At 36.8% G+C, this 25,442-nt stretch carries 26 protein-coding genes, 1 tRNA gene and 1 other annotated feature; of the genes, 6 read left to right on the top strand and 21 right to left on the bottom strand.

Annotated elements, in window-relative coordinates:
- Positions 1-19 precede the first annotated feature (19 nt).
- The 7 genes from AB3I20_RS05670 to AB3I20_RS05640 all read right to left on the bottom strand — a co-directional run bounded on the left by AB3I20_RS05670 (position 20) and on the right by AB3I20_RS05640 (position 5,517).
- The gene (locus tag AB3I20_RS05670; RefSeq protein WP_067482770.1) at positions 20-706 is read right to left on the bottom strand and encodes a methionine ABC transporter permease; all 687 of its coding nucleotides are present in this window, start codon (positions 704-706) and stop codon (positions 20-22) included.
- The gene (locus AB3I20_RS05665; protein WP_067482772.1) at positions 699-1,733 is read right to left on the bottom strand and encodes a methionine ABC transporter ATP-binding protein; all 1,035 of its coding nucleotides are present in this window, start codon (positions 1,731-1,733) and stop codon (positions 699-701) included. The genes AB3I20_RS05670 and AB3I20_RS05665 overlap by 8 nt, the downstream gene beginning before the upstream one ends.
- Before the next feature lie 71 nt (positions 1,734-1,804).
- Positions 1,805-2,057: a binding site (T-box leader), on the bottom strand.
- A gap of 78 nt (positions 2,058-2,135) precedes the next feature.
- Entirely contained in the window at positions 2,136-2,474 is a 339-nt protein-coding gene (locus AB3I20_RS05660) for a glycine cleavage system protein H (RefSeq protein WP_271027320.1), read from the bottom strand.
- Between the two features lies 1 nt (position 2,475).
- Complete coding sequence (locus AB3I20_RS05655; protein ID WP_067482777.1) at positions 2,476-2,832, bottom strand: arsenate reductase family protein; 357 nt, start codon at positions 2,830-2,832, stop codon at positions 2,476-2,478.
- A gap of 4 nt (positions 2,833-2,836) precedes the next feature.
- On the bottom strand, positions 2,837-4,024 hold the full coding sequence (locus AB3I20_RS05650) for an FtsW/RodA/SpoVE family cell cycle protein (RefSeq protein WP_067482779.1): 1,188 nt from the start codon (positions 4,022-4,024) through the stop codon (positions 2,837-2,839).
- A 106-nt stretch (positions 4,025-4,130) separates the two neighbouring features.
- Positions 4,131-4,658: a GNAT family N-acetyltransferase gene (locus tag AB3I20_RS05645; RefSeq protein ID WP_067482781.1), complete on the bottom strand. Its 528-nt coding sequence runs from the start codon at positions 4,656-4,658 to the stop codon at positions 4,131-4,133.
- Positions 4,642-5,517 carry a LysR family transcriptional regulator gene (locus tag AB3I20_RS05640; RefSeq protein ID WP_067482783.1) on the bottom strand — a complete coding sequence of 292 codons (876 nt, stop codon included), beginning with the start codon at positions 5,515-5,517 and terminating at the stop codon, positions 4,642-4,644. The genes AB3I20_RS05645 and AB3I20_RS05640 overlap by 17 nt, the downstream gene beginning before the upstream one ends.
- A gap of 160 nt (positions 5,518-5,677) precedes the next feature.
- Between AB3I20_RS05640 and AB3I20_RS05635 the strand changes: the two genes are divergently transcribed.
- A complete protein-coding gene (locus AB3I20_RS05635) occupies positions 5,678-6,721 on the top strand; it encodes a YeiH family protein (RefSeq protein WP_368027073.1) in 1,044 nt (347 codons plus the stop codon).
- A gap of 90 nt (positions 6,722-6,811) precedes the next feature.
- On the opposite strand, the gene AB3I20_RS05630 is transcribed toward AB3I20_RS05635, so the two are convergent.
- Positions 6,812-7,276 (bottom strand): methylated-DNA--[protein]-cysteine S-methyltransferase, encoded by a 465-nt coding sequence (locus AB3I20_RS05630; RefSeq protein WP_067482792.1) that lies wholly within the window; start codon positions 7,274-7,276, stop codon positions 6,812-6,814.
- A 286-nt stretch (positions 7,277-7,562) separates the two neighbouring features.
- Here AB3I20_RS05630 and AB3I20_RS05625 point away from each other — a divergent pair, with 286 nt between their 5' ends.
- Entirely contained in the window at positions 7,563-8,507 is a 945-nt protein-coding gene (locus AB3I20_RS05625; protein WP_067482794.1) for a glycosyltransferase family 2 protein, read from the top strand.
- A 122-nt stretch (positions 8,508-8,629) separates the two neighbouring features.
- Here AB3I20_RS05625 and AB3I20_RS05620 read toward each other — a convergent pair whose 3' ends face one another.
- Complete coding sequence (locus AB3I20_RS05620) at positions 8,630-8,866, bottom strand: hypothetical protein (protein WP_067482796.1); 237 nt, start codon at positions 8,864-8,866, stop codon at positions 8,630-8,632.
- Between the two features lie 123 nt (positions 8,867-8,989).
- On the opposite strand from AB3I20_RS05620, the gene AB3I20_RS05615 reads away from it, so the two are divergent.
- Both AB3I20_RS05615 and AB3I20_RS05610 read left to right on the top strand, forming a co-directional pair.
- A tRNA-Thr gene (locus tag AB3I20_RS05615) sits at positions 8,990-9,062 on the top strand.
- Positions 9,063-9,330: 268 nt separating this feature from the next.
- On the top strand, positions 9,331-9,612 hold the full coding sequence (locus AB3I20_RS05610) for a DUF1905 domain-containing protein (protein ID WP_368027100.1): 282 nt from the start codon (positions 9,331-9,333) through the stop codon (positions 9,610-9,612).
- 88 nt (positions 9,613-9,700) lie between these two features.
- Here the strand turns inward: AB3I20_RS05610 and AB3I20_RS05605 are convergent, their stop codons facing one another.
- The 8 genes from AB3I20_RS05605 to AB3I20_RS05570 form a co-directional block, all read right to left on the bottom strand.
- A complete protein-coding gene (locus tag AB3I20_RS05605) occupies positions 9,701-11,191 on the bottom strand; it encodes a pectate lyase-like adhesive domain-containing protein (protein WP_368027072.1) in 1,491 nt (496 codons plus the stop codon).
- Between the two features lie 72 nt (positions 11,192-11,263).
- Positions 11,264-13,168 (bottom strand): pectate lyase-like adhesive domain-containing protein, encoded by a 1,905-nt coding sequence (locus tag AB3I20_RS05600; protein ID WP_368027099.1) that lies wholly within the window; start codon positions 13,166-13,168, stop codon positions 11,264-11,266.
- 243 nt (positions 13,169-13,411) lie between these two features.
- Positions 13,412-14,041, bottom strand: coding sequence for a uracil phosphoribosyltransferase (upp, locus tag AB3I20_RS05595; RefSeq protein ID WP_067482804.1), 630 nt, complete (start codon positions 14,039-14,041; stop codon positions 13,412-13,414).
- Between the two features lie 551 nt (positions 14,042-14,592).
- Entirely contained in the window at positions 14,593-15,837 is a 1,245-nt protein-coding gene (gene glyA, locus AB3I20_RS05590) for a serine hydroxymethyltransferase (RefSeq protein ID WP_368027071.1), read from the bottom strand.
- 70 nt (positions 15,838-15,907) lie between these two features.
- Positions 15,908-16,930, bottom strand: coding sequence for an L-threonylcarbamoyladenylate synthase (locus AB3I20_RS05585; protein ID WP_067482809.1), 1,023 nt, complete (start codon positions 16,928-16,930; stop codon positions 15,908-15,910).
- A 196-nt stretch (positions 16,931-17,126) separates the two neighbouring features.
- The gene (gene prmC, locus AB3I20_RS05580; RefSeq protein ID WP_368027070.1) at positions 17,127-17,963 is read right to left on the bottom strand and encodes a peptide chain release factor N(5)-glutamine methyltransferase; all 837 of its coding nucleotides are present in this window, start codon (positions 17,961-17,963) and stop codon (positions 17,127-17,129) included.
- Entirely contained in the window at positions 17,956-19,029 is a 1,074-nt protein-coding gene (prfA, locus tag AB3I20_RS05575; RefSeq protein WP_368027069.1) for a peptide chain release factor 1, read from the bottom strand. The genes prmC and prfA overlap by 8 nt, the downstream gene beginning before the upstream one ends.
- 2 nt (positions 19,030-19,031) lie before the next feature.
- Complete coding sequence (locus AB3I20_RS05570; RefSeq protein ID WP_067482815.1) at positions 19,032-19,622, bottom strand: thymidine kinase; 591 nt, start codon at positions 19,620-19,622, stop codon at positions 19,032-19,034.
- 247 nt (positions 19,623-19,869) lie between these two features.
- Here AB3I20_RS05570 and AB3I20_RS05565 point away from each other — a divergent pair, with 247 nt between their 5' ends.
- Positions 19,870-20,469 carry a class I SAM-dependent methyltransferase gene (locus AB3I20_RS05565; RefSeq protein ID WP_270492860.1) on the top strand — a complete coding sequence of 200 codons (600 nt, stop codon included), beginning with the start codon at positions 19,870-19,872 and terminating at the stop codon, positions 20,467-20,469.
- Between the two features lie 522 nt (positions 20,470-20,991).
- Here the strand turns inward: AB3I20_RS05565 and lepB are convergent.
- From lepB to AB3I20_RS05545, 4 genes are all read right to left on the bottom strand, one after another.
- A complete protein-coding gene (gene lepB / locus AB3I20_RS05560) occupies positions 20,992-21,564 on the bottom strand; it encodes a signal peptidase I (RefSeq protein ID WP_067482821.1) in 573 nt (190 codons plus the stop codon).
- A 247-nt stretch (positions 21,565-21,811) separates the two neighbouring features.
- A complete protein-coding gene (locus tag AB3I20_RS05555; protein ID WP_071869103.1) occupies positions 21,812-22,588 on the bottom strand; it encodes a DUF6681 family protein in 777 nt (258 codons plus the stop codon).
- Positions 22,585-23,046, bottom strand: a complete 462-nt coding sequence (locus tag AB3I20_RS05550; RefSeq protein ID WP_067482825.1) for a hypothetical protein — start codon at positions 23,044-23,046, stop codon at positions 22,585-22,587. Before AB3I20_RS05550 ends, AB3I20_RS05555 begins: the two co-directional genes overlap by 4 nt.
- A gap of 95 nt (positions 23,047-23,141) precedes the next feature.
- A complete protein-coding gene (locus AB3I20_RS05545; protein WP_067483114.1) occupies positions 23,142-23,828 on the bottom strand; it encodes an epoxyqueuosine reductase QueH in 687 nt (228 codons plus the stop codon).
- A 195-nt stretch (positions 23,829-24,023) separates the two neighbouring features.
- Between AB3I20_RS05545 and AB3I20_RS05540 the strand changes: the two genes are divergently transcribed.
- Positions 24,024-25,424, top strand: coding sequence for a TrkH family potassium uptake protein (locus AB3I20_RS05540; protein ID WP_067482827.1), 1,401 nt, complete (start codon positions 24,024-24,026; stop codon positions 25,422-25,424).
- Positions 25,425-25,442: the final 18 nt, after the last annotated feature.

Below are 25,442 nucleotides of genomic sequence, written 5' to 3'. Positions count from 1 at the left end.
TATCCCCCTAGTATTTTTCTTATCTTCTATCTGTTTTCTTCGTTAAGAAATCTCCAATTCCCTGAACAACGAATACAATAGCTAAAATAATTAATGTTGCAACAAATGTCACTGTCAAATTACCACGTTGGTAGCCTTCTTGCCAAGCCAAACCACCTAGTCCGCCAGCGCCGATTGCTCCTGCCATTGCAGTGAAACCAATCATTGAAATCGTCGTTACCGTTAAACCTGAAATCAAAGCAGGTACACTTTCAGGAATCAACACTTTCCAAATGACTTCCCAATAACTTGCGCCCATTGCATCTGCGGCTTCAAGAACACCCGGACTTACTTCACGAAAAGCAATTTCAACTAATCGTGCGTAAAATGGTGCCGCAGATAATACCAATGCTGGAATCGCTGCTTGCGCACCAAGCATCGTCCCAACGATTGCTTTTGTAAATGGAATGATCAATACCATCAAGATCATAAATGGTGTTGAACGGAAAATATTACTGATAATCGAAACAATCCCGTACACGATACGTGCATAAGGTTTATTTTTCCTACCAATCGAATAAAGAACTAAACCTAAAACTAATCCGATAACTGTAACTAAAACCATTGAAATCAATGTCATGTATAAAGTATCAACAATTGCTTGTTTCATCGTCTCTGCATTGATTTGGCTAAAATCTAAATAGGTTGCTGAAAAGCTTTTATCCATGATGAATCACCTCTACTTCTACGCCTTGTTCGGTAAAGAATACTTCTGCTTGATCTAATTCTTTTTCTTCACCTGTCATCAAAATCGTTAGTGAACCAAACGAACCTTCCTTTGCTTGTTTGATTTTGCCATAAACAACATTGATATCCACGTTATAACGACGAACTGCTTGAGAAATCACTGGTTCATTTGCGTTATTTTCGTCAAACGTTAGCGTAACTAGGCGGCCGTTTGGATTTTCCTTGATCAATTCAGCTAATAGTTCAGTAGAATCAGCTTCTGGTTCAATATCTTGTTGAACAAAACGTTTGGTTACTTCTTGTTTTGGATGACGGAAGACATTTAGAACCTCGCCTTCTTCAACTACTTTCCCAAGTTCCATTACAGCAACCTTATTACAAATCTTACGAATAACATTCATTTCATGTGTAATCAAAACAATCGTTAAATTTAATTTTTTGTTGATTGCCAATAACAGGTCCAGCACTTCTTCCGTTGTTTGCGGATCAAGTGCACTAGTAGCTTCATCACATAATAAAATTTCTGGATCATTTGCCAATGCGCGCGCAATCCCAACTCTTTGCTTTTGTCCACCAGATAGTTGCGAAGGATATGCATCACCTCTGCCTTCCAATCCAACAAGTCCCAATAGTTCTTCTGCTCGTTGTTGACGTTGCGCTTTTGGTATACCAGCAAGCTCAAGTGGCAACTGGATATTTTCTAGCACTGTACGTGACCACAAAAGGTTGAAATGTTGAAAAATCATTCCGATTTTTTTACGAAAAGTTCGTAACTCTTTATTTTTCAACTTTGTGATATCTTGATTATTTACAATGACCTCGCCACTGCTAGGTAACTCAAGTCCATTTAACAAGCGGACTAATGTACTTTTTCCGGCGCCCGAGTACCCAACGATTCCATAAATATCTCCTTTGTCGATACTTAAAGACACATCGTTGACAGCGTGGATTGCTCCGTTTTTCCCACCAAAAGTCTTTTCGACATTGGTCAATTGGATTAGTGCCATATTTTCCCCATCTTTCTTCTAAAAATTTTCTTGGATAAACAAAAAAGCTTCCGCCCATTTGCTCCATTAAGCAAAAGGACGAAAGCATAAACTTCCGTGTTACCACCTTGATTCGTTAATGCTTTACAGCAATAACCTCTTTACAGTACTTGAATAATCACTCGTATACTGTCGTGCTATAACGGGCACTCCCGTAGTAAGTTCGCTTATGCTCACTCACTCTGCTCTAAGACCATCTTCCATCTCATGTTCGTTACCCATTTTCAGCGAACAGGGCTCTCTTCAAACGTCTGTGAAATGTACTCTTCTTTTCAAAGCTTTCATGTAATTGCCTTTGATTATAGCAAGTAGAAATTCCAGTGTCAACAATTTTTAAAACTAGAATACTTAATCAAAAAATGATTATAGGTTTTCAAAATCCTGTGGATCAACCTCTTTAAAACTTAAAATCCAAGCATTCATTTCGTCTTCATCATTTAAAATGTTAATATCCGCATCGATTTTTTCATTTACGGAAGAAATCGTTCCTGTAACTGGGCTGGCAATTTCGCTGACCGCTTTTTCTGCTTCAACTTCAAGCAACGGTTCCCCTTTTTGATACGTCTTGCCAACTTTTGGTAAATTGATAAAAGTAACTTGTCCTAATTCATCTTGTGCTTCATTCGTTAAACCAATGCAGTATTCTTTTCCGTTAAATAAAACCCAAAGATTTTCAGTTTTCTTCAAATGTTTGCCTGCCATGTTAAACTAACGCTCCTTCATAAGTTTTTTCATTATAACCAACTGTTACTACCTGATCTTCTTTCACTAAAAGTGGACGTTTAATCAACATTCCGTCAGTTGAAAGTAGCTCACTAGCTTCTTCGATTGAAAAACCATCGATTTGTGATTTCAAACCTAATTCACGATATTTCATCCCGCTCGTATTGAACAAACGACGCATCGGTAAATCTGTATTCGTTAACCAAGTCTCAATTGTTTGAGCGGTTGGTGTTTCTTGAACCATATCGACTGTTTGATAAGCAATCTGATGTGTATCTAGCCATGCTTTTGCTTTTTTGCAGGTCGAACATTTCGGATACCAATAAAATGTGTACAACGTCTTACCTCCTAGATGTTTTGTCAGGTGTCTCGTTTTGGAAACGCATGGATAGAATTAAACCAATCCCAATCATATTTCCCAAAATAGATGAACCACCTTGACTAATAAATGGTAGGGGAATCCCCGTTAGTGGTAGTAAACCAATATTTGCGCCAATATTTTCAAAAACATGGAACAATAACATCATGATTAAGCCACTAGCGATATACGCATAAAATTCATTATTTGTGTCAAAACAAACGCGAATCATTCGATAAATCAAAATAAAATATAAAAAGATCACGAACGCGCCGCCAATAAACCCAAAATTCTCGCCAATCACTGTAAAAATCATATCTGATTCACGAACAGGTACATATACATCACTGGTATTGAACCCTTTACCTAATAATCCACCAGAACCAATTGCCAATAAGCCTTGGGCAGGTTGATAACTCATACCAGAAGTATCGTGGAAAGGATCTAGCCACGAATCGATCCGAGCAAATTGATAAGACTTAAAACCAACTTTATATAATAAATCTCTTCCGCCTTCTGTCGTAACTAAATAGATCAGCCCTGCCCCAACAACTAAAGCGATCACTACGACAGGAATGACAATTTTCCAAGAAATCCCTGACATCAAGAAAATCCCACCAAAGATAGCCAAGAAAACTAGCATCGTTCCAAAATCATCTTGTGCCATAACTAAAGCTAAAACAGGTAACGTTACAAGCAACATCTTAGCAATCAGCCACAAATCATTTTTCGTCGTTCGTTCTTTCAACTGACTGTTGTGCTTGGTCACGATTAACGCCATCATCAAAATGTACGCAATTTTCATTAATTCCGCTGGCTGAAAAGTGAAGGAGCCAAAACTAAACCAGTTTTTTGACCCAGTTACCAATGCGAGCTGTTTGTCATAAAATTTGAGTAGCAATCCCATGACTACTAAACCCAGACCATATAAATAGGGTGTTAACTTCCAAATCCATTTGGAATTCAGGTGCATAATAACAATAATTGCTACAGCTCCAACCATGTACCACACGGTTTGCATCATTACACCTCGAAAGACAGATGGATTATTCGGATCGTGACTAAGTGCTACGTATAAAGAAAGTAATCCAATTAAACATAAAAGGAACACTGGTAAAATGACACCGTAGTCAATCCGATTATCGTTTGACGCTCTTTTTTTCTTTTCCATGTTTCATCCCTTTTCCTAAAACCATACTGCTATTTATTATAGCGGTCTGATTCTATAATTGAAAGTCTCAGCAAATGAGATTTGGGAAAAAATTAACTTTCCATCACTAAATTCCAAAAGCCGATGAATATTGAATGACACCAGCAGTTTTCACTGGTTTTTCTCCAATAAATTTTATCAAAGAGTACGCGTCGGGCACATCGAAAGGCAAACGAATTTGGGCTTGACTTGCTGGGAAGTACCCAAATTTTTGATAATACGCAGGTTCACCTAAAATACTGATTGCCACATAGCCTAATCGTTTCGCTCGTATTTCGAGTTCTCGAAGAATTGCAGCACCCACTCCTTGATGCTGACAAGTTGAACTAACTGCTAATGGCGCAAGTACTAATGCTTGGTATGCTGAATCTTCAGATAAGATATTGATTTTTGTCAGTAGTCCATAGCCAACTATTTGATTCTCTTTTTTCGCCACTACTTCTAACTCTGGAACATACGCCTCAGTTCCTCTTAATCGCTCAATCAATTCATGCTCATCGCCATCTCGATGCTCTGCCGTTAAAAATGCCTCATAAACCATTCTCTTAGTCGCTGAATACTCCTCTGGTTTAATCGTTTCAATCAAAAATTTCATTGTTCTCACCTTTTCTCTGCTTGATTTCTTTTTCATGAAAGAATGTTTTTAGCTTCTGCTTCAGCCAATCGTAGACGTCTGGAAGTAGGGAGTTTGTACTACTATGACCAGCTACAATAAAAATATCCCTCTTTTGTAAAAAATTACCTAGCGGTTGCCACTTCATATCCTCTGTAATCGATAATGATGACACGATTGATTTTCCAACACCTTCACGAATCAGTTGTAATAACAGTTCATTATTGTTCACATAGATGATTTGTGGATGTAAATCAAACTCATTCAAGTATAATTCATTAAAGAAACGTATACCAGAATCTTCTTCACGAATTAACCAATGCGCTGCTTCAGCATCACCAGCCAAAACCAATTGGTCTTCTAAGATGATTTCTTTACGAATATCATTTGTTGCTAACGGCTTCTCCAATAAACCAATGTCCGCGTGCCCAGCTTGAACAGCCAAAGCAACCTCGTTTGAATTCATCATGTTAATACTGAAATCAATTAACGGAAAAGTTTCAACTAAAGATTTCATGACTTTGGGTAACAAATAAATTGCGGTCGTATGAGAACAAGCAATGACACAATTTTCTTTAAAGTTATCTTTTTTGGCAGCTTGGGCAACCGAAGTAAATAATTCATTCATGACTGCTAAAAATTTAGGATATAAAAAATCAGCTTCTTTAGTTGCTGTAATTTTCTGCTTGCCATTTCTCAAAAACAATTGAATCTCTAACCGATCTTCTAACTTTTTGATTTGTGAAGATACTGTCGGCTGTGAGATGAACAATCGCTCTGCCGCAATACTAAAATTCTGTGTTTCATAAACAACTAAAAATGTCTGAATCCATTCAAACATTACGTTCACTTCTTTCTATTTCTTTTTTACTATTGTAACTTGTTAGCCTTAACATTACAAAACATAATCATAAATATAGTAATTATCAATTTTACAAATAGTTATTTTCTCTCTATAATACAGCTATCAGTTAAAATATTACTAGGAAGGATTCTGATTCATGAATAATTTATCAATACACCAAAATAAAACAGCGATGGCTCGCTTCAAACAGATTGCACCTGGTCTAGGATTGTCAATCATTGTCGCAGCCATTAGTCGTGTTTTAGCTATTTTTTTACCTACATTAGGAGGAGCAACAATTGCTATCTTATTAGGGATTCTTTTAGGAAACACGTTGTTCAAACAGCCAGTATTAGCTACTGGGACAAAGTTTGCAGAAAGTTTCTTGCTTGAATGTTCTGTTTTCTTATTAGGCGCAACAGTAACTGTTCAAACGATTGCGCAAATTGGCGTCAAAGGAATCTTCTTTATTCTTTTACAAATGACAGGGACAATCTTGGCAGCATACTTTATCGGGAAAAAATTATTATTTTCTGATACTGCTTCATTGATGATGGCAGGTGGTAACGCAGTCTGTGGTTCGTCTGCCATCGCAGCGATTGGGCCAAGCATTCGCGCTGACGAAGAAGAAAAAGGACAAATCATTACGTTAGTTAACTTATTAGGAACCGTAATGATGTTGACTTTACCATTTTTAGGTCTTCAGCTTTTCGGTGCTAATCTCATCGAAAAAAGTGCACTTTTAGGTGGAACACTTCAATCTGTCGGTCAAGTTGTTGCCGGAGCTAGCTTTTTAGATTCTTCTGTTGTTCAATTTTCAATGCTCTTCAAAATCTTACGTATTGTATTACTCGTAGTTGTAGTATATATTTTTGAAAAAGTAATGGTTCGTAAACACCCCGAAAACTTTGTTCAAAATCTTCAAGATGTGAATAAAAGAAAATTACCACTACCATGGTATGTCTTAGGGTTTCTAGCATTTTGCCTAGTCAATAGCGTGTTCACGCTACCGACTGTGATTGATCACACTGCACATTTTATCAGCACTTGGTTTGAAATCACTGCGCTAGCTGCCATTGGTCTTCGTTTAGACTTTGTCAAATTTATGAAAGAAGGTCCACGATTTTTATCTTATGGTCTTGCCGTAGGTCTTTGTCAAACGATTTTAGCGGTAGGTTTGATTTGGCTCATTCGCCTATAAAAATCCTCGCTTACAATAAAACAGGAGAAAAAGTATGTCAGAATCTTTCTGACATACTTTTTTTGTGCCTCTAACTTTTTCTATTCATCTTTATTCTGAAAGAATTTTTTCTAATAAAAGCAATTTACGTTTCTTGGCTAACCCTTCTTCTCCATTGCCCATGTAGCCCGTTAACTGACCATTATGGCCGATTACTCGATGGCAAGGGACAATAATTGGCAGAGGATTTACTCGATTCGCTTGCCCAATTGCGCGCACTGCTTTCGGGTTGTCAATTGCCTGAGCAACTTCTTTGTAACTACGAGTTTCGCCATAAGGAATATTGATTAATGCTTGCCAAACATCTTGCTGAAATGCCGTACCTGTTTTAATCGATAATGGAACTGTAAACGCTTCTCGCTTTTCAGCAAAATATTCTGTAAATTGTTCTTTGGCTAAATTCAAGATTTCTTGATTAGCATTTTCGCTCTCTTCAATCAAAGTAAAGCTAACTTTTGTTACTCCTTTTTCGTCTGCGTCAAACCAAAGATCCCCAACAATTGTGTTCATCTTCATGATTTTCTTTGTGCCTACTCAACAGATGTGTGGTAGACTTTCCTCCTTAGAATTGTATGTAAAAAATAATCTTTAAAACTATTTCAAAAGTTTGCTTCATCATCTACTATCTCAGGTAAAATTGCAACTGGAAGGAGCTTTCTTCCTGTTTTTTAGCAATTTCTTTAAAGAAAAATTTTTTTAATTTTGAATGAAATGCTACACTAGACATATCACTAAAAAGCATAATACTCAACTTATCAACTAACCAAGTACTAGTTGTTGAGCAACAGAAAGGAACAAACGAATGAAAGTCTCTATCGTCGTACCCTGCTTTAATGAAGAAGCAGCAATTCCACTCTTTTTCCAAGAAGTTGAAAAATATCGTGGAACTTATACTTTTGAATACTTATTTATTGATGACGGGTCCAAAGATCAGACCTTACCTGTCATCAAAGAATTAGCTAATGCCTATGATTCCGTGCGGTTCGTCTCATTTTCCAGAAATTTTGGGAAAGAAGCTGCATTATATGCTGGCTTGCAAGCTGCAACAGGTGATTTAGTCACCGTCATGGATGTTGATTTGCAAGACCCGCCTGAATTGTTACCAAAAATGATTGAGCGTATCTTGACCTCTGATGTTGATTGCATCGGAACAAGACGATCTACTCGGGAAGGTGAACCCGTGATCCGTAGCTTTTTTGCCAAAAAATTCTATCAATTGATTAACCGAATCAGTGATACTGAAATGGTGGATGGCGCCCGCGATTTTCGTTTGATGACGCGTCAAATGGTCAATGCTGTTTTAGAATTAACAGAATACAATCGTTTTTCTAAAGGCTTATTCAGCTGGGTTGGTTTTAAAACAGAATATATTTCTTATGAAAATCGTGAACGTGTAGCTGGAGAAACTTCATGGTCTTTTTGGAAGCTGTTAAGTTATTCGATTGATGGCATCATCAACTTTTCTGATGCACCGCTTACCTTAGCTGCATTAATTGGCGCACTTTCTTGTATCGGTTCAGGGATTGCAATTTTATTTATCATTGTTCGCGCTCTTTTATTCGGCGATCCCACATCTGGTTGGCCTTCTATGGTTTCAATTACCTTATTCATCGGTGGAATCCAGTTGTTGTGCCTTGGTATTATTGGCAAATATATTGGGAAAATTTTCCATGAAACCAAGCGTCGTCCTATTTATATCATTCGTGAAACAGAGAAAATGAAACCTCATCAAATTGATTCTCACTAAAACATACGTCAATCAATACAAATTTTTTTAACGAGGCTGGGATAAAAATAAATCCTAGTCTCTTTTTTATTTTATAAAAAGACATAGAAAAAACCATCTCACTGGTACGAGATGGTTCATGACTAAATTTTTTGTAATTGTTTGTAATTAATAATAACTACGCCTTTGCTTTGGGTCATCAGGTTGGCATTTTCAGCAGTTTCATCAATTTCAACCACTGCAGAATTCTTAAGCTGCTTTGAAATCGTGCCAGTTTGTGGCTTTCCATGTACTGTAAAAGTGACGTGAGTGTCAATTGTAAATTTTTCACCCAATTCTGACGGGACGACATGTGTATCAAATTTTCCAAAAGTTGCCATTTCATAAAACCTGCCTTTCATTACAATTATAGCACATTTTATGAAAAAAATCATGAAATTGATAAAATCTACGAATATCTCTTTACATTCATTAAGATTGGGTTTATAATTTCCTTGGCATTTGCCAGCTTAGCTCAGTCGGTAGAGCAACGCACTCGTAACGCGTAGGTCACAGGTTCGATTCCTGCAGCTGGCATAAAAAGGTTGTGAAAGAAGTGACCTGCTCCAACAAATAAGAATAAATTTTCGGAAATTGCTTCCCAAATTTTTGTAAAATTTAGGCTTATTTGGAAGGAGTTACTTCTTGAACACCGTGAATGAAGTTGTGGCACAAAGTACTTGGCCGCAACTAAACAAATGCAAGAGTCTTGGGCATTCACTTGTCTTAGGCTCTTTTTTATAGCAAAAATCACTTATTTATTTTATATTGAAAAATACCTCACAGCAAAAGGAAGTTTACTATGATGAAAAGTTATCAGTTTGAATCAAAAATTTATTGTTCTGAAACTGGCAAAGGTGGGGCCTACGTTATCTTTCCTTACGACCTCCGAAAAGAATTTCATCAAGGGCGTATAAAAGTCCATGCTACTTTTGATGGTGAAGATTATCAAGGAAGTATTGTAAACATGGGAGTGAAGAATGAAGACGGCAGCATTTGCTATATTCTCGGTATAAAAAAAGAAATTCGAAAGAAAATTAAAAAGAAAATTGGTGATACTGTACTCGTTACCGTTCACCCCATTTAAATCGTTAACAATAACCTATCGCATAAAAAACTGGACTCTCTTGACAGTGAGAGCCCAGTTTTTATTTAGTACTCTTTCTCAACGTTTTTTATTTAACGTTAACAGTTATATTTAGGCTGACCTTATCATTATATTCTTGATGAACTTCAATAATAGTGCCCGTTAGCTGTGCAGGAATGTCCATTACCCATTGTTTATCTTCGTCAACAGTTGTCCTTCCAATTTCAACATTGTTTACTTTTGCAATAACTGTTGCTCCTTTGAAACCTGTTCCTTGTAACTTGTCATCAACAGATGTTACTTCGCTTTGAATAGTAGGTGGCAATAAAAGCCACGGTGTGTCATCATTAACGAATGAACCGCCAATTATTTTTCCTACTTGATTCGCCATAAAATCAGCCGAAAAATCTTCGTTTGAAGAGGAAATCATTTCCTGAACAGCAGTACTGCCAATTCCACTAAGTGAAAATTCTGCTTCAACTGGTTCAGCATAAATTTGATCTGGTGTTTGAAGAAGCGCCCGACCACGCACCCAAGTTTTTACACCTTCCTTAGAATTCAGTTGGATAGTTGCTTTTCCACCAATATTGCTCCCAAAAATAGTTCCTAATTTTTGACTATTATTATTTACAATTTTAAAGTTAGCTCCTTCTTCAAAAATAATTTTTCCATTACTCATAATTGTTCCCTGTGCTTTTGTACCAATCGCTTCAAAAGTAGCGCCATTTTTTACTGTAATATCGGTGTTTTTTCCAACAATTCCTGTACTGCCACTTATTTTTGAGGTACTTCCAGATGCAAAATATGCAGAACTATTATTATCAACACTAATGGCAGAACCACCAAATCCATGAACTTCTAACACTCCTTCATTAGTCAATGTCAGATTTGAATTGTTGTGTATTCCGTGAAGTGTACCTTGAACGTTTAAAGAAGCATTTTCCCCAATCGTAACATTTGGATTCGTACCGATCATATCAATTCCATTTGTTGCGGGATTAGGATAGCCCACTCTTGCACGCATATCTGCAATTGCATTCGGTAAAATTGTTAGTTTATTTCCTTGAAATGCCTCTTCTAAATTGGAAACACATTTAAAGTTTCCTGCAACTTGTAATTCACCAGAAGGCAAGTAAGTAAATTGATGCCCATTTTCAAAATCAACATTCTCAACATTCAATACAACGTTAGGTTGATCGCTCCAAAATACCCCATAGTTATCGGTATTTTCAATTTTTATATCTTTTAATGCTATCTGGGCATCTTCAACAGTGACCTTTATTTGAAATAGATTGGCATTGATTTTATGGTTATTGCCATAAATCGTTTTATTTTTAGCATTAGCTAAAATCGTTTCTTTTAAGTCCAGATCATTTTGCAAACTAATTTCTGTAATCGAACTGTCAATCAGAGCAGCCTTTAACTGTTCAGGAGTAGACACTTCTGCTAATCCTTTATACACTTCAATTTCATTTTGTCTCTCAGCATTCGAAATTGTTTGTGCTAAGCCAACACTTCCGTTCATCATCACTGCGCAAGTGAATAATGTCACGGAAAAATAAATTGATTTTTTTATCATTATTCTTTCCTCCAAGAAATAGTTGATTTGCTAAGTATTTTGTTAACTCTGCAAGTTATTGTACGTTATCATTTATTTTACGACTAAATAGCCAATGCCATCTTTATCTAATGGCGCAATTGTGTGACTACCAACGGTTGTTTCTGGAATTTCAGTAAAGATGTGCGCATAGTTATCACGGACAGCACTTGCGACATTTAAGTCTTGTGTTTCTTTAAAGTCGCCTACTTCAAGTGTGATACTTAATTTATATTCGCCTGGTTCTAGCCCAGCTAGCACTGTATCTTCAACAATTACTTGATAGCCATTGAAAACGCCAGTGTTGTACCAATCATGGTTTGCACAAGCAAACGTTCCGATCTCTGTTCCATCCGTTGCTGTTAGATGAAGCGTTTTCTTCACAGCATCTTTATTTGTTAAGTCTAAGCTTCCGTTATCAATTGAACCTTCTAAAATCAGACCATATCCTTGCCAGTAACCTAATTTAAAAAAGTTAACTGTTTGATCCAAATGACTAACGACTTGTGAAACAAACTCACTTTCGTTTCCGTCAACAACTTGATTCACATCAATTTTTGTTCCTTCTGCTTGTGGCTCAATCGAGATTGTCCAGCGACCATCTGCCCCTACTACTCCAGTTCCAAGCAGCACGCCGTCTACGTAAGCATTAATTGTTGCTCCTGGTGTACCAAGACCAGTTAACTGCTTATCTTTGTCATTCACAACGTTAAAAACAGGTGCATCAATTTTTTCTCCGACGTAAGTTCCACCTTGAATTTTACTTGTTTGTCCTGTGACATATGTACTCGAAAAATCTGCATTACTTGATTGCATGTTCGTTTGTTTCACACTCGATAGATAGCCTGACAACGTAAAAGTAGCTGTTGTTTTCTGGTACACTTTATCTGGCTGGCTTGCTTCACTATTTCCCAAATTCCAAGTATTGATTCCTCTGGTCGAAGCAATGCTAACATCTGTTGGAGTCGTGTAAGAACCCATGACAACTCCATTTTTATTATGATTTGTAATTGAGAAATTTGCGCCATCTTCAAACACAATCTTTTCACCTGCGATCAAAGTTCCTTGTGTCCCTTTACTTTCTGCAACAAAATCTGCACCTGTTCGTACAAATATACTTCCTGAAGTGGCTTCAACTGCTTCTTCAATTGTGTCTCCGCCATTTGCCTTCGTACTACTTCCTGCTTCAAAATTCATTTTACTCTTTGAAGCTAAATGAATTGCTTGATGTAGCTTTGAGGTAACTTCCAAATCTCCTTGATTTGTCAATATAAAATTAGTTCCGCCATAAATGCCAATTGAACTAGAATTTAATGTAAAGCTTGCACCTGTTCCAATCGTTAATTTCGCTTGGTCATAATCCATTGACACTGGCGCCCAAAGAGTAGAGTCGTTTTCAAATAAAACTTCTGCACCCGTCGTTAATTCTATTTCTTTTCCTTGAAAAACTTCCTCTGTATCCGAATGACTACTAACTTTTCCAGCTAGAATCAATTTCCCGTTTGGTAAGTAAATCATTTGCTTCCCACTATGGGTAATATTTTCATATGTAATTTGCACATTTTGATTGTCACTCCACAATAAGCCATAAATATCTGTGTTGATAATCGTTGCACTATCAATGGACCCGATTGACGAATCTTCATTAAAATATATTTGATAAGAATTCGCATCTAATGTATGACCGTCTCCATGAATATGTTTTTCTACTCCCTGAATCGCTACAGTTGACTCTAATGTCAAATCATTCGCTAATGTGATATCTGAAACGTACTCATCACTTAAAGCATCTTTTAGCTCTTGCCAGTTAGCAACTTCGACTTTCCAACCCTTATCTTCCAACAGAACACTGTCAGAGATTGCGCTTTCATTCCCTTGTATTACTTGTCCACTTACCGTACTTGTTAACAATAACGTCGATAACAATACTCCTGCTAACAAGCCATTACGAAACACCACGTTTTTCAAAACTATACCTCCTGTTATTTTTATATAGAATTTTAATTCTAAAATAATTATACCAACAGAAAAACAAGACAGTCAATATAGATAAAATAAAGAATACATGTTTTTTTAATTTTAAAAAAAGTTATTTAAAACCATTTTGATTCATTAGATAAAAGAAAAGATACCATTCTCTCCGTATTAGAAAGAGAATGGTATCTTTTATTTCTTAACTAAATTTGAACTTATAGCCTTTAACTATTTTGTTCCAAATAAACGGTCACCAGCATCCCCTAAACCAGGAACGATGTACCCTTGTTCATTTAATTTTTCATCAAGAGCTGCTGTGTAGATATCAATATCAGGGTGTGCTTCTTGTAAAGCTTTCACGCCTTCTGGTGCAGCAACAAGACAAACAAATTTAATGTTTGATGCGCCACGTGCTTTCAAAGCATCAATAGCCATGATTGCTGAGCCACCAGTTGCTAACATTGGATCAACAACAAATAATTGACGTACGTCGATGTCTTCAGGTAATTTAACGAAATATTCGTGTGGTTCTAATGTTTCTTCATCACGGTATAAACCAATATGGCCAACTTTAGCAGCAGGAATCAATTCTAAAATTCCATCAACCATTCCAATACCTGCACGCAAGATTGGTACGATTGCTACTTTTTTTCCAGACAATGTTTTTTGTGTTGATTCTGTAATCGGTGTTTCAATGACGATATCTTCTAGTGGCATATCACGTGATACTTCATACGCCATTAACATAGCGATTTCATCGACAACTTCACGAAAAACCTTTGTTCCGCAGTTTTTGTCTCGAATAATAGTCAGTTTGTGTTGAATTAATGGATGGTCGATCACTTGAAATTTGCCCATTTTTAGCTCTCCTTTGTTCTGTCGTTTCTTTTTTATTTTAAAACAAAATTATCAGTTTAGCTAGTCCGAGTTGCCTTTTTCCGGAAGAAAATCATAGTCTAGTTTAATTTGTTTAAAAATAATCAGTCAAATTTTTGAGGAAGTCGCTTCAACTTTATCAAATCCTCATTCTCTTCCAATTGCTTTTTTCTCTATGAGAATACACTCAACTGTCATCTGTTCAACCAACGTATTAAAAAAGTTTTTCGCAAAAAAGGAGTTATGACAAAACTCTTGTCATAACTCCTTTTTACGAATAAACGGTGTTCAAGAAGTAACTCCTTCCAAATAAGCCTAAATTTCACAAAAATTTGAGAAGCAATTTCTGAAAATTTATTCTTATTTATTGGAGTTGAACACTTCTTTCACAACCTTATCCACGGTGTTCCCAAAACAACTCCTCGATATAGTTTGCCTACTCCTCAAAATATGAAAAGTTGCGTGTTTGCTCACTATCTTGTCGGAGCTAAGCATTTTGTGTCACAATCTACCAAATAGTTTTACCTTAAAATTTATTTTGAATACAAAGGATATTTTTGAGTCAACTCACGAACGCCTTGTTTTACTTCGTCTAACTGGGCATCGTCACCTTTTGATTGTAAAGCTTTCACAACAAGTTCAGCTACTTGAGCTGCGTCTTCTTCTTTGAAGCCACGTGTAGTGATTGCAGGTGTCCCAATTCGGATACCGCTTGTCTTGAACGGGCTTAATGTTTCAAATGGAATTGAGTTTTTATTTACTGTGATATTCACACTGTCTAAAATTGCTTCTGCTTCTTTCCCATTAAGACCCATCTCACGAACATCGATTAGCATCAAATGATTATCAGTGGCACCTGAAATAACACGCGTACCCGTTGCTTGATTGAACACTTTGACCATCGCTTTAGCATTGGCAACAACTTGTTCGCTATACTCTTTGAACTCTGGTGTCAAAGCTTCTTTAAAGGCAGCCGCTTTTCCAGCAATCACATGCTCCAATGGACCACCTTGGATTCCTGGGAAGACAGCACTATTGATTTTTTTCGCTAATTCTTCATTGTTTGTTAAAATCATTCCACCACGTGGACCGCGAAGTGTTTTATGCGTTGTTGTTGTTGTAATATCAGCATATGGTACTGGGCTAGGATGAACACCAGCAGCTACTAAACCAGCAATATGTGCCATATCAACCATTAATTTTGCACCGACTTCATCAGCAATTTCTCTGAATTTCGCAAAATCAATTTCTCTTCCATAAGCACTAGCACCCGCAACAATTAATTTTGGATGATGTTTTCGTGCTAAAATTCGTACAACATTGTAGTCAATGACTTCTGTTGTTGGATCAACGCCGTAAGCCACAAAATGATACGTTTTCCCACTGAAATTTACTGGTGATCCATGTGTTAAATGTCCACCTGCAGAAAGATCCATACCTAAAATCGTATCACCAGGTTCTACCAAGGCAAGGTATGCCGCAGTATTTGCTTGTGAACCAGAATGTGGTTGAACATTTGCAAATTTGGCACCAAATAATTCTTTGGCACGGTCAATTGCTAAATTTTCCACGATATCAACAAATTCACAACCGCCATAGTAACGATGTCCAGGATATCCCTCAGCGTATTTGTTTGTTAAAATACTTCCTTGTGCTGCCATCACCGCTTCAGAAACAACATTTTCAGAAGCAATCAGCTCCAAATTATTTTCTTGTCGCTCTTCCTCACGTGCAATTGCATTCCATAGATCAGGGTCAAACGTTTTGTAGTCCACCACAAACAACAGCTCCTTTTAACTAGTATACTGCATTGTATCATACTAAAAATTCATCGTAAAAAGTATTAGACTATTTTTCAAAATAATTTTGAGCCGCCGCTTTTTTCAAACGGTTCATGTAAGCGACACCTAACCCTTCGTTAGGGAAAACTTGAACAAAAATCAAGTCCAACCCAAGCAGTGGTTCATCTAAACCACGTAGACCTGCAAACAAACCTTTTGCCGCCGCTTCAATAGAATCATCATGAAACATATATACAGCTGCCGTATCAAATCGTGTCTCTTCTGCAATTTTTGGTCCAGCAATCACGCCTGTTCTGAACCCTTTATTTTTTGCCCATTGAATAGCATCTGCCCAATCATTATCATGAACCATCAGGACTTTTGTGTCAGGTGAATAATGTTTATATTTCATTCCTGGTGCTTTCGGTGTCTCCGATTCTTTCACTAAATGCTTGTCAACAGAAACTTCTCCTACAACTTCTTCCAATTGCTCTTTGGTCACTGCACCTGGTCGTAAAATCATTGGCACTGCATCAGGATTACTTAAATCAATTACGGTTGATTCTACCCCAATTCGAGTTGCTCCATCTTCGATGATTCCAGTAATTTTCCCATGTAAATCGTGGTACACATGATCTGCCGTTGTTGGACTTGGCTTACCTGACGTGTTTGCACTTGGTCCTACTAAAGGCACACCCGCTTGGCGAATAACTTCAAGTGTTTTTTTGTTATCTGGCATTCGAAAAGCAGCTGTGGATAAGCCACCTGTTACGACACTTGGTAACTTGTTCTTTTTGATTTCAAAAATCATCGTCAACGGGCCAGGCCAGAAATTTTCAACAATTTTAGCTGTTGCAGGATGAAAGTTATCCACATATTCTTTTACTTGGTCAAACGAAGCAACATGAATGATCAATGGATTATCTTGTGGTCGTCCTTTCACTGTAAATACTTTCGCAACTGAATCGGGTAAAAGTGCATTAGCACCTAATCCGTAGACCGTTTCTGTAGGAAAAGCCACCAGTGAGCCATCGCGTAATGCTTGGGCCGCTTCTTTCAATTCTGATTCATTATATCGTTTTGTTTCCACAGTTTATCCACATCCTTTTTTTTGAAAATCCTTGATTTTTAACGATTTATCCTCAGGTTATCCCCAAATTGTTGATAAGTTATTTGTCAATAGTGGATAAGTATGTTGATAAGTTTTAAAATCGCTTTTTTAACTGTTATATCAGTGTTTTTTTATCATAAAAAAACACTAAAAAATTTTTTCATCCACAGACCTGTTAATAAACTTGAATCATTCGTTCATTTCCAGATAGATCTTTTTTTACTATGACCGTTTTATGCGGAAATGCCTGTTGAAAGATGTTTTGGACTGCCTCTCCTTGACGAAAACCAATTTCAAGAAAAATCTTTCCTTCTTCAGTCAAGACGTCTGGTGCTTCCCTCGCAATTTTCCGATAAATCGCTAAGCCATCAGCTTCTGCAAATAATGCCATTTTAGGCTCAAACGTTCGAACACTTTCATCCATTAAATCCCATTCTTTGTGACTAATATATGGTGGATTAGAAATAATTATGTCAAAACGTTGATCTAAGACCGGCTCTAATGTATCACCGAGATAAAAATCGATTTCAGCTTGTTCTTTTTCAGCATTTTCTTTTGCGACATCCAGGGCAGACGCAGATAAGTCTACTGCCGAAACTTGCCATCCTGGTCTTTCAGCCTTTAAACTAATGGCAATTGCACCTGTTCCCGTTCCAATGTCAATAACGGCTTGTTCAGAACCAGCTACTTCCGCCAAACACCAGTCCACCAGTTCTTCTGTTTCTGGGCGTGGAATAAGAGTTGCCTCCGTTACTTTTAGTCGATGACCATAAAAATCTGCATAGCCCAGTAAATATTGGGGGGGATGATTTTCCAGCAATAATTTCATATCCGTTTGGATCAAGAGCTGGTCAGCTTCTGAAATCACCTCATTCATATGCAATAACCAATCTAATTTTTGCCATTGTTTTCTTTCCAGAAATAAGAATTGGATACTATAACCTTCTTTGCCTTGCGCCTCTAAAAAAGAAGAAGCCCCTAACAAGGCTTCTCGATATGTTTTCTTATCCATTTTGCATAGCTTCCAGTTTAGAAGTTTGATCATACATAATCAAGGCGTCTACGATTTCATCTAATTTTCCAGCTAAAATTTGATCTAATTTTTGGATCGTTAAACCGATTCGATGATCGGTTACTCGATTTTGTGGGAAGTTATACGTACGAATACGCTCTGAACGATCACCTGTACCAACAGCTGATTTTCTAGTTGCATCATACTCACTTTGTGCTTCTTGTTGAATTTTATCATACACGCGCGCACGTAGAATTTTCATTGCTTTTTCTCGGTTCTTCAACTGTGAACGTTCGTCCTGCATTGCGACCACGATTCCTGTTGGTAAGTGAGTCAAACGAACAGCAGATGCCGTTTTATTGACGTGCTGTCCACCGGCACCAGATGCATGATAAATATCTGTACGAATGTCTTTGTCTTCAATATCAATTTCAACTTCTTCTGCTTCTGGCATAACAACAACTGTAGCTGTTGATGTATGGATGCGCCCTTGTGATTCAGTTGATGGCACACGTTGTACGCGGTGTGCGCCACTTTCATATTTTAGTTTTGAATACACGTTTTCGCCCGTAATCATCATGATCACTTCTTTGTATCCGCCAATACCAGTAATATTCGCTTCCATCACTTCGGTTTTCCAACCTTGTGCTTCTGCATATTTTTGGTACATATTGAATAAATCACCTGCGAACAAGGCTGCTTCGTCCCCGCCAGCAGCGCCGCGAATTTCCATGATGATATTTTTATCATCATTAGGATCTTTTGGTAAAAGTAAGATTTTAATGCGGTCTTCTAAAATTTCTTTTTCTTTTTTTAGATCTGATAACTCTTCTTTTGCCATTTCAGCCATTTCATCATCAAGCTTTTCGCCTAAAAGTTCTTCCGTATCAGAAATTCCTTGGACAACTTCTTTATAACGACGATAAACTTCAACTGTTTCGCGTGTGTTTGCTTCTTCTTTTGATAATTCCATGAAGCGTTTTGTATCCGTAATTACTTCTGGGTCACTCAGTAACTCACCCAGTTCTTCATAACGGTCTTCAATTGATTGTAATTGATCGTACATGCTTATTCTCCTTCTTTGATAACTGGTGGGTGAAAATAATGATGTCTACATACTGGATAGTAAGCTTCATTTCCACCAATTTGGACTTGATCCCCTTCATAAACAGGCTGATCGTCGATATAATGTAAATTCATGATTGCTTTTTTGTGACAGAACCAACAGATTGTTTTCATTTCTTCAATCTTGTCTGCATAAAGCAATAAGTATTTTGATCCTTCAAATAACTCATTTCGAAAATCATTTTTCAAACCAAATGCCATAACTGGAATATTTAGTTCGTCAACAATTCTTGTGAACGCAATGACATGTTTCTTCTTCAAAAATTGCGCTTCATCAATCAAGACACAATAAGGTCTTTCTTCATCAATCATTTGGCTAATCAATTCAAATACATCTGTTTCTTCAAAAACTGGTATGGCTTCTCGCTTCAAACCAATTCGGCTTGAAACTACACCAATCCCATCACGTGTATCAACACCACTGGTCATTAATACGACATTTTTCCCTTGTTCTTCGTAGTTATGCGCTACTTTTAGAATCTCAATTGTTTTGCCGCTATTCATTGCGCCATATTTAAAAAAAAGTTGTGCCATTTATCCGTTCACCTTCCAGTTTGTTCCTAAGGTATTATACTTGATTTTCATCATTTTTTACAGTGACAATTTTTAACCATACTGAAATAAGTTTGAAAAGTCATTTTTCTTTGTCTCAATTCCATCTAAACAAAGAAGTGATTCTCCTTGTTTTTATTTGAAACAGCTCGATAAACGTTGTTTCAGCTAACCTAAAAAATTTATGTTACAATCAATTTCTTATCAACGATGTTAAAGGAGACTTTCTATGTCTGAAAATATTTTTAATCAAATGGCCAATCATTATGACACACCTGACAGATTGGCGCTCGCAAAAATTATTCGTGCAGAAATTCGTCAAAATTTACCCAAAGAAACAAACCAAAAAGTTTTTATTGACTATGGTGGCGGTACTGGACTTGTTAGTTTACCTTTGGCAAAGTTATTCAAAGAAACTTGGATCATGGATGCTTCTAAAGCAATGTTAACTGTTGCTGACCAAAAAATAACTCACAGTCACTTAAATAATGTGCATACTCAGTTAGCAGACTTGACGAAGGATTTACCGAGTCAAAAAGCAGATCTTTTGCTGGTATCTTTAGTACTTTTACATATCCCCGATACTAAATTGATTCTGAAAAAACTAGCAGAACTATTAAACCCTGGCGGTCAATTATTCATTGTCGACTTCAATAAAAATGAAGCAGTCAACCATCCAAAAGTCCATAATGGATTTGAGCAAGAACCTTTGGAGCAATTGTTGGCAGAAGCTGGACTAACACCCCTCAAGCTAGAAACTTTCCATGAAGGAGAAAACCTTTTTATGAGGCAACCAGCTTCTTTGTTCTTAGCTATTAGCCAGAAATAAAAAGGGGCTGGGACAAAAGTAGCCTAATGGATAGAAAAAAAGCCTAAAACCCGTTTTTGAAAACGTTGATTTAGGCTTTTTTTATCTGTTAAGAACGACTGGATTTTTAGTTTTGTCTCAGTCTCTTTTTCGTTAGCTGTGTTTTACCTTTCGTCCTTCGGGTTGCACTCTTTTCTACAATCATTATTTTTCCGTAAAATGAATAGCTATTTTTTGAAAGAACTTCGTATTGCTTGAAGCTAAACGCTTTATTTTTTCGAAGCTGAGTGCTTGAAGCCACAACCTTCTCCTCGGTGCTCAAGAAGTAACTCCTTCCAAATAAGCCTAAATTTCACAAAAATTTGAGAAGTAATTTCTGAAAATTCATTCCTATTTATTGGAGTTGAACACTTCTTTCACAACCTCTTTCTCGGTGTTCCCAAAGCAGCTTCTTCGGTAATAAGTTTTCTTTTCATAAATATGAAAAGTTATTTTTAGAAAAGATTCCTTATCACTTGAAGCTAATCACTTTGCGCCACAACCTTAACTAATCAACGAAATTTCTGTCAACGGCCAATAACGGAAAACTACTTTTCCCTGAACCAATTTTTCATCAACTAAACCAAAAATTCGGCTATCTTTTGAAATCAAGCGATTATCGCCTAAAACCAAATAATTTCCTTCCGGCACCGTGTACTCAAAATCACTAGTGAAATTTGTCGAATTTTCTGCTTGAATTTGGAATGACTCATTATAAGAATACTCGTTTTGCAATTTGTCATCGGCAAACTTTTCTTTGTATTCATCCAAATAAGATTCATCATATTTTTTCCCATTGATTGTCAGCTGGTCATTGACCATCTTCACTGTGTCACCAGGCATCCCAATTATTCGTTTCACGATCATCCGTTCTTCGTCTTCCGGTTCTTTCGTGGTAATAATATCAAAACGTTCATATTTTGAAATTTTAGATGAAATCAATCGTTGTCCATCACTCAATGTTGGATCCATCGAATGACCATTGACAGTTACTGGTGTAAAAACAAAAACTCTAGCTAGCAAAATAGCTGCCAAAACGAGAATTAATACGCCCCAGTTTTTCAAAAAATTTTTCACACTATCCCTCCTTTTTTCTTTGCATTCGTTGTTTATTCTCTTTGTTCATTTAAAAATAAAACTGATAACATAAGATTATGCTTACCTTTTATTCTACATTTTTTACAGAATAAAGAAAAGAAAAAGTGTCATTTTTAGTGACCTCTGTGTTTTCGATTTTAGGCATAAAAAAAGAAAAACTTGCCACTTTCCAAAAGAAACAATCTGCTTTCTTTTGGAAATTCTTTACTAGCAAGTCTCACTTCTTTTATGAATGTTTTCGACGCTGGCTTCGACTGTAAACAACAGGCTCTCCTGTAGCTGCTTGCAGTTGCTCTTTTTTCGCTATCAATTTTAGCCGATATGGCTCATGGTAGCGCAGACCATCTTTCACGAAATCACCACCAACAATAAAAAGCCCTACCGGATTAATTGTTTCCTGACCAGCTTTTGCATGAATTTTGCCGACCTCAACTAACTCTGAATAGTTTTTTCCAATCTTCAAGACATATTCTTGTTCACTTACTTTTTTGACGTAATAATATGGATATAACGTATTACGATCAACTAAAAAGCCATCCATTCGACCAAGATCATTAACCTTGATTTGACCCTCTGCAATCAAATAACTCATATTTTCAGCCAATTGCAGTTGATAATCTTCATTATAGTCAACAGTCACTTCTTCTGTATCTACTGATTGAAGTGTGTTTCCAGTTTGAATGCCACCTTCCGTTTGAATATTGAAAGCTTCATCTGGCAAGTACTTAACGAACACTTGTGTGACATCTGCTTTCGAGTTTTTGTCAAAAAAGTAATAGAAGATGTTTAAAACGATAAAATAAACTAAAACTAAAAAAACAATTCCATAAAGGAAAAACTGTAAATAATTCTGATTTTGCCACAAACCAAAAATGATTCGCAATAAATACATCGTTGGAATCACGCTTAAAATCGTGTATCCTCGATTCAAATATTTTGGACTAATATCCAAATAGCCTAAAAATTTATGCACACCATTAATCAAATCTAATAAAAATGTCATTGATTCTCACCTGCTTGCTGATTACTCATTTGCGTTCCCGCTTTTTGTGTTGCAACGTCGTCCTGCGAATTCGCTGTCTCTGCTTCCGGCGTGGTATCATTTCCAGTCGCATCACTAGTTGTAGTGGCATCATCTTCCGTTGCAGAGGAATTCGTGGTTGGTGTTTGGTTATTCGTATCGTTATTCTCTGAACCAGAATCAATTACACCAAAATTATCTTTTGAACTACTTGTAGGTGTTTCATAAGTTGTTGAATCCGTTGTTTCGGCCCCTGTCTCTGTTGACTGGGTGTTTGGTAATGACGAACTGGTTGGTGTCGTTTCTTCTGTAGTTGGCGGCGTGGAGTTTGAGCTAGGAGCCCGATAACTTGAGCTATTAACTACGCCGGTTGCAGTTGCCACGATTGTGGAAATGGTTAACACTGCGATTGGTTTTAAAATCGGTGCTACTTTTCGCATCATATCTCTTCCTTTTCTAGTATCATCTGATCTTTCTATGTTACTTGATATTTATCATAATTCTTTTATTTTTTTCTTACGTTTTTATGAAGTTTTTATTGATTCGCTAGATATTCTTTCGCTTCACGATTCACTTTTTTCAAGTCAATCCCTTGTTGTTTGGCAGAAAATACACAACCACAATAACATTGACGATAGATATCATATTCCTTACACATCTGAATCGAGCGTTCATAGCCCTTATTTTTCTTGAAATCACTAGGCAAATAATGGGTGCCATATATTTTTTGGATATCCATTCCAATTTGATTGATCAATGCCGCATTTTTTTTTGGCGAGATTGTTAGGGCACTCCCAAAGTAATCATAGCCTAATTCTTGTGCCTTTTGTGCTACTAAATCTAATCGCATGTTAAAGCAAGCTGTGCAACGTGCACCACCTTCTTTTTCATTTTCTAACTGATTTTCCAACACCATTTTGTTAAAAACGCTAGGACGATACTCATCGACAATTAGTTTCACTTGATGATTCGTATTTTCGTTAAATTCATCAACAAACCGTTGTTGCTCTGCTAACCGACGTAAATATTCACTTTTAGGATGGATATTTGAATTCGAGAAAAATAAAGTGACTTCTGCATGCTCTGACATAAATTCTAATGTGTGCGTGCTACAAGGAGCACAACAGGTGTGGATTAAAATGGTTGGCTTTTTTTGTGCCAATTCCCATTGTTTGATCATTTTTTTTAGAACAGAATCATAATTTATTTTTTGATTCTTCATTTTTTCAACTATTTCTGTGGCATCAACTACTTCCGTCACGCCAGCTCACCTCTTTTTAAAATATTGCTTCATTATATGCTATTTTTTCATAAACAAAAAGACGAATCTCACACTTATTTTAGCGATTTTTTTGAGCTTTTGCATTTGCACCTGTTATACTGTTAGCAACAACCCAAAGAAGGAGGCTTACTTTTTTTGAAGATTGAGCTTTTTTTGCGTAAGACGCAACGACACACGCAACGATTTATCACGAATCACTTTACTTCGATTCAAATTATTGTGTCTTATTATATTTTGATGACTATCCTTTCATTAGGATTGTTTTATTTACCTGTTTTCCGAGAAAAAGGTAGCCACGTTCCATTTGTCGATATGCTATTTATGGCAATCAGCACGGTTAGCGTAACCGGTCTTTCTACTTTTGATATCAATTCGGTATTCAATGATTCGGGCATTATTTTATTGGAAGTTCTATTTCAAATCGGCGGGTTAGGAATCATGATGATTTCGACTGCCTTCATTATTTTATCCAAAAGGCGCATTACGTTGCGTCAACGGCAATTGATCATGACCGATATGAACCAGCCACGACTTTCGGGAATTGTGCGCTTGATTCGGACAACTTTTTCCATTTTGATTTGGTTTCAAGTAATCTTTGGTACATTATTTTCAATTTATTTCTACTATCAAGGGTACTTTGAGCGCTGGCGTGATGCTATCTTTTACGGTTTTTATCAAGCAATCTCAGCTGTAACCAACTCTGGCTTTGACGTGACTGGTGACTCCATCAAGCCTTTTGCTCATGACTATCCATTTCTGATTGCTATCATGTTTTTGATTTTCATTGGTGGGATTGGTTTTCCGGTTCTAATGGAAGTTCGCGAGTGGTTTTTGTATCGAAAACGAAAAGAACGCTTGCCTTTTCGCTTCTCTTTATTTACCAAATTAGCAGTTCTGGCATTTATCATTTTATTTATTAGTGGCACACTGTTGATTTATTTACTGGAAAAAGATCACCTCTTTCATTCTTCCAGTCAAGGTGTCCAGTGGATTAATTCCATGTTTTATTCAATGACTACCCGGAATGCGGGGCTTCAAATCCATGATTTAGGTAATTTTCAAATCACCACATTAATTGTCTTTTCATTGCTCATGTTTATCGGGTGTAGTCCAAGCTCTGTCGGTGGTGGAATTCGAACGACGACTGTTGCAATCATTGGGCTTTATCTGTACTCTTTCTTAAAAAGTGAAGATAATATCAATATTTTTGGGCGAAGAATCGATGATGATGATGTTCGTAAATCAGTCGTTGTGTTTATGTTATCCCTAGGTATGTGTTTCTTTTGTATCCTATTTCTATCTGCAACAGAAGAACAATCTCTAATAGCTATTATTGTAGAGGTCACATCTGCTTTTGGGACAACTGGTCTTTCATTAGGTATCACCCCAGATCTTTCTGTCATTGGAAAAATCACGATTGCTGGGCTGATGTTTATCGGACGAATCGGTATGCTTTACACCTTGATGTTGTTCGTGCCAAAAGAGACACGAGATTTGGGTTATGAATATCCTTCAGAAAAAATTATTATTGGGTAATCTCTTCTATATGAAAAA

This window comes from Enterococcus sp. C50, from assembly GCF_040887505.1.
In the GTDB taxonomy this organism is placed as follows: domain Bacteria; phylum Bacillota; class Bacilli; order Lactobacillales; family Enterococcaceae; genus Enterococcus_B; species Enterococcus_B thailandicus.
This window is presented reverse-complemented; position numbering and strand designations above follow the sequence as displayed.